Genomic DNA, 11,799 nt, shown 5'->3' with positions numbered 1-11,799 from the left:
CAGAGGAGGCTTCAGCCTCCTTTGATTGCTCTTGCTCAACTATTCAACTAACTTTTTGTTCGAGTTCGCGATATAAAGCATGACGAGAATAAACAAAAGAGAAAACGGTGGCAGTAAACTCATAAATAAACCGATAAACATTTCAAGTTTTCCCATTTTTGCTTTTTTTACCAAAAGTATGCTGATCCCAGCAGAAACTACCACCAGAAAAAAATAGATCTGAGCGGCAAAATCAATGTATATATTCATCTCACTCTCCCGTTAAGGACATAACAGAGTTTGACCCGTGCACTCATAGTGTCCACTTGATATGCGCCTACAGTTGACAATTACATCGGCCTGGCACACCTTTGGTGTTCCTGATGACACTCCATACGTTAAAGCTAATGTACCGAATTTACCGTACTCAACTAAATCCCCAAACTTAATTCTTCCCTGAAAGTCACTTAATCGATCGGGGATCTTTGACCCTCTAGAAGTCTCGGCTGAACCAGTCTGATACTCAAAATTTATCTCATTAATTGACCTAATACCGCTAATTTTAAGATTGGCTTTTGTATCATCAGAAAACACTATCGGTACTACAACATCCACATTTACCACTTTACCAAAAACATCCACAAGAGCAGCTGCAAAATAATTAACCTTTTTTATAACGCCAGCATTATTATTTACATAGTTGGAAACCATTCTCTGTGAGGAGGTATCTTGTATCATGTCATACGCAGACGGAGAGATATTCTTTGGTATTTCAACTTCATACCTACTTACTTCACTTTTAGCCGCCATAACTTGATTGAAACCATCTAGAGCATTTCTTGATGTGGACATTCGTGTAGCTTTAATTATTGGCTCCCCACTGTTCCAGTCCAAATAAGAGCTATAAGTGTTTACCGAGTTATCATTGAAATTTATGATTGAGAATTTATTGTTCGGTCCGATCTCTCTGGCTATTATCTGTGCTTTTATACTAGTTCCAGCATTACATTCATTACCACATGCATGCTTTCAGCCAGTAGAGAGGTAGAGAACAACGTAAAAAAAGCCACAATCATCACGCTAGAAAATTTTATCTTCATCTTTTTTATTCCTTATGATTACAATTGCGCACTTAACATTAATGCAATTCAAAATTAACATACAAAACACAAAAAGCAAGCAATAAAGAGACATTTTTTGATGTTTTAGTATTAAATTAAATCTATACAGACATCAATTGAATGTGTAGTTATCAACGACCAATATTACTTACGTTTATCAATGAAATTTGGTTAACAAATGGAGAACACTTAGTCATTAGATTTTTTATAGAAAGCCACTATATTTAAAAAATGACTACTACGTACATAAGTGAAAAATGAATTTATTTCGCTTGGTTTTTATTTGCTGCTGTATTTTTCTGCCGCTCTTATCTAACGCCGCTCCCCATAAACCTGAATACTCAGCACCTATCAAGGTAACCATTTTGGTCGACGATGCTTATCCGCCTTATAGTTATCAAATTAACGGCGAGCTTTATGGCATCTATGTCGATATAGTGAAGCAAGCTGCGCGTTTGCTGAGTCATGAATATCAAGTTAACTTGCAAGCGGTACCTTGGAAGCGAGGTGTTTCCTCTATGGCATCCGGTGATGCAATGGCTTTAATGCCACCTTATATTCATATCAAAAAACGCCCCTATATCTGGCCGTATTCCATTCCCCTTCAAGAAGAGGTAGTGGTTGCCTTTTGCAATCAAGGGATCACCTTAAAGCACTTGCCTCATGTAAAACCAGAAAGAGTACTTAATATAGGCATTAATGCCGGTTATATCATCTTAGATGAAAGCCTAATGGAAGCGCAAAAACAAGGACTTATTCAACTTTGGGAAAACAAAAGCACACGTTCAAATATCGAAAAGCTCGCACGTGGGCGCGTTGATTGTTACGTCAATGATCGGCTTTCCACTTTACTTGGTATTAATAAAATGTCGCAGATAACACCAAGTTTAAACACCAGTAATATTGTTGAAGATAAAATAGTAATGCGTCGCACTGCCCACATTGGGTACTTAAAAGGGTTTGAAGAAAAATATCCATTTAAACAAGATTTTATCCTGAAGATGGATGCTGCATTGAGGCAGGTAATAGACAACGCAGCAGCGGCAGACGAATGAATCTGCACGCATGATAAAACACCTTAAGCCACTGTTTTATAGAAATAAACAAAAAATAGAACAAAAAGGATGGATCATGATTAAATTAGTAAGAAATTCATTCACTGCGATCGCGCTTGGATTGATAAACATTTCAAACGCACAAGCTGATGACGTTGAGTTTAAGTTGCAAGAGGTTGCAAGGGGTCTTCATGTGCTATTTGGGCAAGGCGGTAATATTGCGATAAGTTCAGGCTCAGATGGCGTTTACATTGTCGATGATCAGTTCGCTAAACTCAGCGAACAAATTAAAGCAAAAATCAAAACTATCCAACCCAATGCACCTGAGTTTGTGATTAATACCCATCATCATGGCGACCATACAGGAGGCAACGAAAATTTTGCACAAGCAGGCAGCCATGTTATCGCGCATCACAATGTATATAAGCGGTTGGAGCAAAAACACGGTGATGGTTCTGACTACTTGCCAACTTTGACGTTTGGCAGTGATATGAAGCTCCACTTTAACCAAGAGCATGCTCACTTGTGGCATTATCATCACGCCCATACCGATGGCGACGCAGTGATTTTTTTTGACCGAGCAAATGCCGTACACATGGGCGATATCTATTTTAATTTAGGCAGCTTACCTTTTGTCGATGTCGACAGCGGCGGCTCCTTAAACGGAATAATTGCAGCAGTACAAGATGTGATAGAGAAAATCGGCGACAAGACCACCGTCATACCAGGCCATGGCCCTGTAACAGATAAACAAAATTTACAAGATTATCTGGCACTATTACAAAAAGCGAAAACAATTATGCTAGATGCAATGAAAAATAATACAAGCTTGGAAGAAGTTGTAGCCGCTCGCCCACTACAAGTACTTAATCTTAACTATGCTAATTGGCTACCAGAAGAGCGCGTTACCACTTTATTTTATCGAAGTTTAAAATAAGCAAGCTGGAAAACACAGAATGCGATGGACAGTTTGGTAATAATAAAGCGAAGAAAACACATGTTTCAAATTCGTCCATTCCAATCAAAGTTACACCAATAAATCCGCTCAACATTCATTTCCGCTCACTTTTTAAACAAAAATTTGCAAACTTCATTGGACAGCGCCTTAAGAACGCTATACTATATGCAGGCTTTAGATACTTAGAGCACTTACTACTGCTGCACTGTTTTTTCTTGATACTCTTTTTTTTAAAAAGTCGTTTATAGATATACCAATGCGTTACTAGCTAAGTTTTATCTATCGCTTTATCGGTGATTTTCACCACATATTTAATTTTTTGAAAAAGGTTTCAATTATGTCTAACACAGTAAACGGCACAGTTAAGTGGTTCAACGAAGAGAAAGGTTTTGGTTTCATCACTCAAGAAAACGGCGGTAAAGACGTATTCGTACATTTCCGTGCTATCGTTTCTGACGGTTTCAAAACTTTAACTGAAGGCCAATCAGTGTCTTTCACAGTTGAAGAAGGCCAGAAAGGTCCTCAAGCAAGCAACGTAGTAGTTAACTAATACGTATTGCTCAGAGCTAGTGCCTGCACTAGCTCTACGAATTTCCTCATTCCTCACTTAGCCTTTCGGCAACATATCTGACAGCAACAACGCAATCCCCAAAAATGACATAAAACCCGCTATATCTGTAATTGTCGTAAGTACAATTGATGAAGATTGCGCAGGATCGAGTCCAAATTTTTTCAATGCAATTGGTACAATAGCACCTGAGCTTCCCGCAATGACAAGAGACGATATCATCGCCAGCGCAATAACAAGTGCGAGACCGAGTGATTGACTCCACAAATATACGCCAATGCCACAAGTAACCGCTATTGCTATGCCATTTAACAGCCCAACCATCATTTCTTTTAGCATCACCTGATACCAGTGTCGCGTTGAAATTTCTCGTAGTGTTAAGCCTCGCATCGTTACAGCCAAAGCTTGAGCCCCTGCGTTACCCGACTGCCCAGCTGCTACTGGCAGCAAAATAGCTAAAGCGGTAACTTGAGCAATCAATCCCTCAAATGCCCCCACGACGGCAGCGGCTGCAAATGCGGTTAACAAGTTAATTTGTAACCACGGAAGCCGTTTCTTTACTGCAAACCAACTACTTGATAGGGCTTTTTCGTCTTTACTTGCACCTACCATGGTCTGCATATCACTTGCTAAATCTTCTTTGGTTGACTGATAGGCATCAAAAAATCGGATCTGCCCAACTAGCTGTTGCTGCGCATCAAGTACTGGAATTGCTCGCACTTTGTGCCCTTCAAACGCTTCCACGACCTGATCTTTATGATCCATCACATTTAGCGTGACTCGGATCGGCGTCGCAACCTGCATTAGGGTTTTACTTGAGGAGCTTCCCACTAAGGTATTGAGTGTTGTCTCGCCCACTAAATCCTGCTGTTCGTTTAATACGTAGATAACGTCTGGCACTTTTCCGTCTAATCGTTTCAGTTGCGCGAGCACTTCACGTAGTGTTGTATCTGAGTAAAACGCTTGCACTTTTTTGTTCATCATTCTCGCAGCGGTATTTTCAGGAAAAACCAGCAACTCACTGAGTTCATCCGCTATGGTTGAATGCTGCTCCTTCAATTTAGCAAGTAGCACCTGCAGCGCTTCCTGCGACTGTTTATTCAGTAGCCCAACCGCAATATGACTATCTAGGCTCGCAATAAACTGCGCTTGATAATCCACCGGAAATTGCTGGAAAATTTGTTCAGCGGCTCCCGGCGGCAAATATTTCCATAAACGATAAATGATATGTTGTGCCTGCTGCTGTAATAATTCAGCAGCTTCGTCAGGAGGTAAAGTGCCAAGAAGCTGCGCACTTTTGAGCGGAAACTTACTTAAAAACTCATCACTGAGCTGCTCTACCGCTGAATCTAATGTATCTTTTGCTGCGCTCATCGCTTATTTCCCCTTGACCTTAACTGGCACCAATGTATCTAACATGCTGGCAAACGAACTGGTGTAGGCATCTAATAAATCTAAAGATTCGCTTGGCTTATCTTGTGTTTCATCCATTCTGCCAAGTGCACTTCTTACTCTGTGATGTGGCAACACGCCAATAAAATCACCACTTCGATTGGCAACTGCAACCTGATCTTGTTGCGCCCAAACTGGCGATTTCAATGCACTATGCAACTCGGTATAACCACTTAGAGAAACAACGTGAGTATCCATCAAATCTGCAATTTTCTGTTGTGGCGCTTTTCGAAGTAAATGTGTTAGTGACAACTGACCCACCACATGGCGATGCTGATTTACCACATAAACGAGCGCAAACCCGATATAGTCACGTTTTTTTAAGCGCAGTAGTGACTCCTCAACTGTCATAGTTTCTTCAAGAATTAATACATCCGTTTCAACCCATGCGCCCACGGTATAATCTGGGTAGCTAATTAACATCTTACAGAGTGTTTGTCGTCTTACTGAAATGAGATTAAGAAAACGTGCAAGTTCTTCCTCCTGTAAATGCCTTAAGATAGCAGCAATATCAGCCAACTTCATTTTGCCAAGCCATCTCGCAATATCCACATCCGTTTGCGTTATCAGAATTTCCGCTGCACTGCGGGGCTGCATGACTTTAAGCACGTTTAAAGCAACTTCATTTGGTAACGTTTTTAGTAACTCGGCAGCGATATCTGGCGTTTGCAAAGAAAGTAAGCGCGCGGCACCTGCAGGCTCCTCTTGTAAAAAGTGTTGCGCAATTTTGAGGTTTAACGCTGACATAGAGCCTCCCTACTGCTTACTTGAATGACTGTGTGTCGCGGTAATATGTGCCGAGTCCTTTAAAAATTGCCTTGCCGGTATTAGGGTTCTCCCTTTTTGAGTTTCAATCACTAACATCGTTGCTGTGATTTCGGTGAGCGTACCTGAAACGCCAGCAATTTCAATTTGATCGTTAATTCGACAGTGACGCAGCGCTTGTTTTGCCGCGACGGTATTTGCGATTAACTCTCGACTCCCAAGGCCAAAGGCCAATGCAACTCCTGCACACAATACGCCTGTCAGCACCACCACCATATTGGTCACAAATTGAATATTGATCCCTAATTGCTCAATACCTATTACCGTTGCAGTAAATAGAATCGCGAGCTTGGCTATGTTACCCGCGACTTCGACTCGCGCAAACCCTACAGACTGCGCACCGGCTCTTGCCATGGCACTGGCCAGATTGCCAAGCAAATAACCACCAACAATAATAAATATCCCAGCGAGGAGGTTTGGTAGGTAACTAAGTAACGAAGAGATCCAATCACTGAAGAAGTTTAAGCCAAGGCTGGATGTGGCTGCTGCGATAAAAAACATCATCGTGACCCAAAACACGGTTTTCCCTATTAATCGAGCGTGTTTTAGATTTAGCTGAAGCGTTTGTTCGGTTTGCACTCGTTGACTTAAACCCACCAATGCACGATTGCAAAGCTTAAATAACGAAATAGTTAGCTTGCTCAATAGCCAAGCCACCACCCAACCGACAAGCAGCATGAGTGCCGCGCCCAATAGTTGCGGCGTATGAGTAACAAGTTGATTGATTAATTGCTCGTAACTGGCAGATAAGGCCTGTTGCCAATTATCAAAGGTATCCCCGGTGGCCATGTACACTCCTGAATTCGCTGAAACAACTTACTTTTAAATCAATACATTCATTGTTATCACAGTGTTAGCCGTTGTCCAGAGAATTCCCCAAAGTCCTAAATATTTACACTACTAACAATACATTTGGGAACATTTTCACGTGAGTGGAAGCAATGAAGGCGCAAAAACAAGTACCGTCTTTGCGCCCTAGTGACTTCTTCAAATTGAGTAATGTGATTATCTAAACTGGACCGTTTCTCGCTCACCCATCTCTTCCGGTTCCACATTTTTGCCCACGGCTAGTTTTAATAAGCCGCTCAAGTCAGGGCTAACATGCCAAATTTCAGCATCATCCAGTTCAAAACGGAGCATGATAAGCTCGGGGTCATCTTTACCCTTTTCAAACCAGCTCTCGGCTTGTCTTGACCAATGGGCATCAAGTACGTCTTGTCGCGTTTCTTCAATTAAGTGTCCGCGAATGCAAGCGAATACATTATGCCCTTTACTGGAAAATTGAGCAGTCGCTTTACCACACTTGGCAATACGATTTGTTTTACTGGTAAAAAACCAAAACTCGCCATTGGCGTCTTTATCCAACTGTGCGCGCATTGGCTCATGGTGATTATTGTCATCACTCAAACCAATCATCACATTGGGGCTGCTGTCTAGCGCTTCCCAAAAAGTCTTCTTTATATCTGACATTATCTTCTCCTTATGTATACCAATTCGCGTCTGTTTGAAACGGCACAAACCCACTCTTTCGATTAATTGATAGTATCTTGTTGCAGAGCCTCAATGATTGCTTCATTAAAAGCATCAAGATCATTTGGATTACGACTCGTGATCAAGTTGTCGTCTACCGCAACTTTAAGGTCAATCCAGTCTGCGCCTGCATTTTTAAGATCTGTTTTGATACTTGGGAAAGAGGTAAGCGTTTTACCTTCTACCAGCTGCGCTTCGATTAGCAGCCAAGGACCGTGGCATATCGCCGCGATTGGACGCTTATTCCCAAACTGTGAAAAGGCCTGAATAAATTTAACCGCAGATTTTTCCTGCCTTAGTTTGTCGGGGTTAAACAACCCGCCTGGTAAAACGAGCCCCGCATATTTACTGGGTATGGCTTCATCCAAGGTTAAATCAACGGCGACTTTCTCACCCCAACGGTCTTCATTCCAAGCGGTAATATCACCCTTGTTTAATGAAATGACATCAACATTAAATCCAGCGCTTTCAAGCGCCTGCTTAGGTTTAATCAGCTCACTTTGTTCGAACCCGTCAGTGGCTAAGATCGCGACTGAAATATTGTCTGACTCCGTCATCATTCTCTCCTTCAATACGTTGCTGATGTAGAGATAGAAGCACATGCAGAATCAATACCACTACATAAGCTTATGAAATATATAAATATTCAAAATTAATGTATTGATTGGGTGTAATCTTTACAGAACTGAGGAGTGTAAATCTGGACTAGGTTAGCCCTAGTCCATCTTTACTATAATGAAGAGATAGAGGTTGAGTTTGTGCCAAACTCAAACACGTTCAACTTTCCGCATTGAGCAAAGTGATTATTGCTCGTATATGGCGTGTCTTGTTGGTTAATATCCCCTTCCCAACCTTGACCATTTTTAACGAATGCTTTTACTTCAAACCAACCGTTGAATGTCTTGCTACAGTCCATTTCTACTTCCAGCAACCAGTAATGTGCTCCCCATTGATTGAGTGACATGACGCCAAAACCATCGCTATCGTAACGCTTTTCCGCGCCCCAGTTAGCTGGCCAAATATTGGTTGTCCAATCCAGCGGACTCCCTTGGGCATCACTAGACTGCCCAGTTTCAGCCGCTAGCCAATCCAATCTAGTATCAGCCACTTTCCAAGCCGAAGTTGTCATGCTTCGCATATTCAAATGCTTGATAGGTAAAGAGCAAAGAGTAGGATCGGCGCCGCAATCAATCCCACGCTGCAATGCTGCGGCATGATCAAGACCACCTCGAACGAACATATCCTGACCAGATTGAGTTTCGGCTTTAATAAAAACTAATGTGCGTTGCCATTCACCGGTCTCTGGTGGCGTAGCCAGTTTACTTTGATGATGAATGGCTATGGCATCCATAGCAGCTAAATTAATTTGTGCGTAACCATTGGTATCAACTTCGATGCTTCTACCCGCGCAGTTTTCTTGGCCGATACCTCCACTTAGCACATCACAATAGGTTCCGGCAGAAAGCCCCGTTTGCAGGCTTTGGACCATGCTAGAAGATTCGCGGTTAATGGCGACAAAGCCTAAATCACCTCGAGAAAATGCAATTTGGTTATTACCATTGTCCCACCAATTTGCCACCGTCCAATTGCCATTAGTATGGTTTCTAAACTGCATTGCACCTGCAATCATTGGGCGACGATGCTCACACTGCCATAATTGACTGGAACAATTGAGGTTACCACTTTGATGAACAGGGACCGATGGGCCACCAGCATCAGTGTCGCCATTAAATTCATAACTAGACATCACTTTAGGATAACCATAAGGGTATGCCAGCATAAATACATTCGCTAAATCATACAGTTTACCATCATGAAAGGTAACGATAGAGCCTGCACCACCGTGCCCGCGTTGGTTGTCATGGTTGTCTGTAAATACCACGGCTTTATAACTTGGCATCATACCCCAAGCTTCGCCAAAGCTTTTTAACCAAGCCAATTTGCCTTGCTTAAATGTCTCGCTCAGTTTAATGCTGTATTTAAACTCGGTGACTAAACCATTTTGATGATATTCAGAAGCAGAAACCGCCTCGCCTCCTTGATCAATTACCTCTTGGAAAACGACCGCGGGTTGATTTAGCTTGGCTAACACATCACCAATATCACTTGCGGGCATGTGCTTGCTTGCATCTAACCTAAACCCTGCCACGCCCAGAGACTGTAAATCGTTCAAAAAGCCCGCTAGGGTATTTTGTACGTAGCTCGCATCGGTGTCTAAATCATGAAGCCCTACGAGTTCGCAGTGCTGTACTCGCCATGCATTATTACCGTAGTCTTCAGGGTTTATTGCACAGGTCTCATGAAAATCTTGTGGACTATAGATAGGATATTGTTTGTTGCCAAAAGTGTTACCCGCAACTCCGGTGCCGCTGCCATGAGCCATGTGATTTATAACGGCATCAACATAGATGTCTACTCCGGCAGATTTACACCTCGCGACCATATCGGCAAATTCGGCTCGACTACCACTACGACTCGCAATCTCATAGCTCACTGGCTGATAACGAGTCCACCATTGGTCCCCTGTAATATGCTCATTGGGTGGTGATACTTGCACTGCCGCGTAGCCATTTGGCCCCAAAAACGTTTCACACTCTGTAGCAACATCAGCCCAAGACCATTCGAATAAATGAACGAATGTTGTTGGGTCGCCTTCAGCGGCATGTGTAGGTGTAACGCAACTGGATGCTAACAACACTCCCGCTGCAATTTGGTTTAGTTTTATATTTTTCATTATTGCGCCTCTTATTCACACAAGATTAACAATATAGAATTCCTAGCTAAACAATCTATTGAATACGTATGCATAAGATCATCGATGTTCGACTACTGAACGATAATTTGAGGCTTTAAAAAGCGAGTTTAATAAGGTGACACGCTTGCTTACACTTTAAGCAGCGTAAGCGCTTGAACTCATTTTGGAGAAAATGTAGTTTCAATTGGTCTTTGAAGTAGACAGCTTCAAGTACAGATATAAATAATAACAATATGGATAAACGATGCTAAATCGAATCAAATCAGGGCTCATGATTGTTGGGCTCTTCTGTGCTCACGTCAGTGCACAATCTCAATCACTTGAGTTAGAAGCCGTTTCGGTCTCAAAGAATGTCTATAGCGTAATATCTCCTTTTTATGGCAGACCAACAGTTGAAAATAAAGGGTGGAATTCAAACAGTCATTTTATTATTACGAATCAAGGTGTGTTAGTGTTCGATTCTGGTTCATCCGAGCACATTGGTAACGCTATTATCTCAGCAGTTAAACGTGTAACTGAACAGCCAATTCGCTGGGTAGTCAACTCTCATAGCCATGCCGATCATTGGCTTGGTAATGCCGCTTTTGCAAAACTCGGGGCAGAGCTTATCTCCACCTCTTTGTCCGCTGAGACGATGAAAAGCGATGGGCCGGTTGATGTTAAGGCGTTTTTTAATATGACTAAAGGCGCAACTGGTGAGAGCACACTCGCCATCCCTACCTCAATCATTTTACATCAACAAGCCCGTACGTTTGGTGATACTGAAGTTGAATTTGTGTTCGCCAACGATGGCCATTCGCCAGGTGATGTTATGCTTTGGCTACCCAAACAACGCATTCTAATTGGAGGTGACGTAGTAAACTCCAACTTTATGCCCATCATGACACCTAGAGGTAACATTACCCAGCTCATTTCGGTACTCAAAGAAGTGGAGCAATTAAGCCCTCTCCTCGTACTAACCGGACACGGGGAAAATACCTCGGTGAAATCAGTTTCTAGAGATATTCAATTTTTAACTTATGCCTCGAATGCAGTACATGAAGCACTAGTAAAAGGTACAACGCCAGCAAAGATACAAGAATCATTACAAGCTACATTGCGTACAAAGTTCGGTAAAGCGTATCAAGATTTTGATACCAGTATTTCGTACCTATTGGAAATGATGATTGATAAACAACGGCTTCAGTTTTCTCCAACAACATAAATATAACAACAGAGGAAGTTGATGTAGCTTTGAAAGTAACAACACAGCCAGCCTCCTCTAGTCAAAAATGAATGCCAACCCAATAATTGACATTAACAAAACGAACGATATTAAACCAGACCAATTAATAACTTTATTCATCAAATTATATTGAAATATTGTTAATAAATTTGTTCCATTAAATTTTTACGAAAAAAACAATTGCAAAAATAAAAACAAAAACCCTATAAGTCCCTGTTTTAGGTGACGGTTTTTAATAACTGTCGATACTAGGTTTTAAAATATCAACTACACTCAAATGACATCTTTGTAAAATCAATCCACAAAGACGTCATCCAAAGCAGTTCTATTA

The 11,799-nt window shown here is 41.7% G+C and carries 12 protein-coding genes; 4 read left to right on the top strand and 8 right to left on the bottom strand.

The window, feature by feature from the left end:
• Window positions 1-39 precede the first annotated feature (39 nt).
• Both EXT48_RS22930 and EXT48_RS22925 read right to left on the bottom strand, forming a co-directional pair.
• Complete coding sequence (locus EXT48_RS22930; RefSeq protein WP_130165946.1) at window positions 40-249, bottom strand: hypothetical protein; 210 nt, start codon at window positions 247-249, stop codon at window positions 40-42.
• Between the two features lie 12 nt (window positions 250-261).
• Complete coding sequence (locus EXT48_RS22925) at window positions 262-831, bottom strand: hypothetical protein (protein WP_130165945.1); 570 nt, start codon at window positions 829-831, stop codon at window positions 262-264.
• 526 nt (window positions 832-1,357) lie between these two features.
• Here EXT48_RS22925 and EXT48_RS22920 point away from each other — a divergent pair.
• From EXT48_RS22920 to EXT48_RS22910, 3 genes are all read left to right on the top strand, one after another.
• Window positions 1,358-2,155, top strand: a complete 798-nt coding sequence (locus tag EXT48_RS22920) for an ABC transporter substrate-binding protein (protein WP_130165944.1) — start codon at window positions 1,358-1,360, stop codon at window positions 2,153-2,155.
• A gap of 76 nt (window positions 2,156-2,231) precedes the next feature.
• Window positions 2,232-3,092 carry an MBL fold metallo-hydrolase gene (locus EXT48_RS22915; RefSeq protein ID WP_130165943.1) on the top strand — a complete coding sequence of 287 codons (861 nt, stop codon included), beginning with the start codon at window positions 2,232-2,234 and terminating at the stop codon, window positions 3,090-3,092.
• 358 nt (window positions 3,093-3,450) lie between these two features.
• Entirely contained in the window at window positions 3,451-3,663 is a 213-nt protein-coding gene (locus EXT48_RS22910; protein ID WP_010369631.1) for a cold-shock protein, read from the top strand.
• 57 nt (window positions 3,664-3,720) lie between these two features.
• Here the strand turns inward: EXT48_RS22910 and EXT48_RS22905 are convergent, their stop codons facing one another.
• The 6 genes from EXT48_RS22905 to EXT48_RS22880 all read right to left on the bottom strand — a co-directional run bounded on the left by EXT48_RS22905 (window position 3,721) and on the right by EXT48_RS22880 (window position 10,222).
• Complete coding sequence (locus EXT48_RS22905) at window positions 3,721-5,055, bottom strand: magnesium transporter (protein ID WP_130165942.1); 1,335 nt, start codon at window positions 5,053-5,055, stop codon at window positions 3,721-3,723.
• Between the two features lie 3 nt (window positions 5,056-5,058).
• Window positions 5,059-5,880, bottom strand: a complete 822-nt coding sequence (locus tag EXT48_RS22900; protein WP_130165941.1) for a CBS domain-containing protein — start codon at window positions 5,878-5,880, stop codon at window positions 5,059-5,061.
• A gap of 9 nt (window positions 5,881-5,889) precedes the next feature.
• Window positions 5,890-6,747: a mechanosensitive ion channel domain-containing protein gene (locus EXT48_RS22895; RefSeq protein ID WP_130165940.1), complete on the bottom strand. Its 858-nt coding sequence runs from the start codon at window positions 6,745-6,747 to the stop codon at window positions 5,890-5,892.
• A gap of 216 nt (window positions 6,748-6,963) precedes the next feature.
• Complete coding sequence (locus EXT48_RS22890; RefSeq protein WP_039491276.1) at window positions 6,964-7,428, bottom strand: pyridoxamine 5'-phosphate oxidase family protein; 465 nt, start codon at window positions 7,426-7,428, stop codon at window positions 6,964-6,966.
• 62 nt (window positions 7,429-7,490) lie between these two features.
• Window positions 7,491-8,045, bottom strand: coding sequence for a type 1 glutamine amidotransferase domain-containing protein (locus tag EXT48_RS22885; protein ID WP_045988043.1), 555 nt, complete (start codon window positions 8,043-8,045; stop codon window positions 7,491-7,493).
• 173 nt (window positions 8,046-8,218) lie between these two features.
• On the bottom strand, window positions 8,219-10,222 hold the full coding sequence (locus EXT48_RS22880; RefSeq protein ID WP_130165939.1) for an alpha-amylase family protein: 2,004 nt from the start codon (window positions 10,220-10,222) through the stop codon (window positions 8,219-8,221).
• A 265-nt stretch (window positions 10,223-10,487) separates the two neighbouring features.
• Here EXT48_RS22880 and EXT48_RS22875 point away from each other — a divergent pair, with 265 nt between their 5' ends.
• Window positions 10,488-11,447 (top strand): MBL fold metallo-hydrolase, encoded by a 960-nt coding sequence (locus tag EXT48_RS22875; protein WP_130165938.1) that lies wholly within the window; start codon window positions 10,488-10,490, stop codon window positions 11,445-11,447.
• Window positions 11,448-11,799 lie beyond the last annotated feature (352 nt).

The sequence above is a fragment of the Pseudoalteromonas sp. CO348 genome (genome assembly GCF_004208845.1).
Lineage (GTDB): Bacteria > Pseudomonadota > Gammaproteobacteria > Enterobacterales > Alteromonadaceae > Pseudoalteromonas > Pseudoalteromonas maricaloris.
Note: the sequence above shows the minus strand (reverse complement) of the source record. Positions and strands in the feature narration are given on the sequence as shown.

Excerpts from the sequence above, each read along its gene's own strand:
- EXT48_RS22930 (WP_130165946.1), bottom strand. The coding sequence starts at position 249 with ATGAATATATACATTGATTTTGCCGCTCAGATCTATTTTTTTCTGGTG.
- EXT48_RS22925 (WP_130165945.1), bottom strand. The coding sequence starts at position 831 with ATGTCCACATCAAGAAATGCTCTAGATGGTTTCAATCAAGTTATGGCG.
- EXT48_RS22920 (WP_130165944.1), top strand. The coding sequence starts at position 1,358 with ATGAATTTATTTCGCTTGGTTTTTATTTGCTGCTGTATTTTTCTGCCG.
- EXT48_RS22915 (WP_130165943.1), top strand. The coding sequence starts at position 2,232 with ATGATTAAATTAGTAAGAAATTCATTCACTGCGATCGCGCTTGGATTG.
- EXT48_RS22910 (WP_010369631.1), top strand. The coding sequence starts at position 3,451 with ATGTCTAACACAGTAAACGGCACAGTTAAGTGGTTCAACGAAGAGAAA.
- EXT48_RS22905 (WP_130165942.1), bottom strand. The coding sequence starts at position 5,055 with ATGAGCGCAGCAAAAGATACATTAGATTCAGCGGTAGAGCAGCTCAGT.
- EXT48_RS22900 (WP_130165941.1), bottom strand. The coding sequence starts at position 5,880 with ATGTCAGCGTTAAACCTCAAAATTGCGCAACACTTTTTACAAGAGGAG.
- EXT48_RS22895 (WP_130165940.1), bottom strand. The coding sequence starts at position 6,747 with ATGGCCACCGGGGATACCTTTGATAATTGGCAACAGGCCTTATCTGCC.
- EXT48_RS22890 (WP_039491276.1), bottom strand. The coding sequence starts at position 7,428 with ATGTCAGATATAAAGAAGACTTTTTGGGAAGCGCTAGACAGCAGCCCC.
- EXT48_RS22885 (WP_045988043.1), bottom strand. The coding sequence starts at position 8,045 with ATGACGGAGTCAGACAATATTTCAGTCGCGATCTTAGCCACTGACGGG.
- EXT48_RS22880 (WP_130165939.1), bottom strand. The coding sequence starts at position 10,222 with ATGAAAAATATAAAACTAAACCAAATTGCAGCGGGAGTGTTGTTAGCA.
- EXT48_RS22875 (WP_130165938.1), top strand. The coding sequence starts at position 10,488 with ATGCTAAATCGAATCAAATCAGGGCTCATGATTGTTGGGCTCTTCTGT.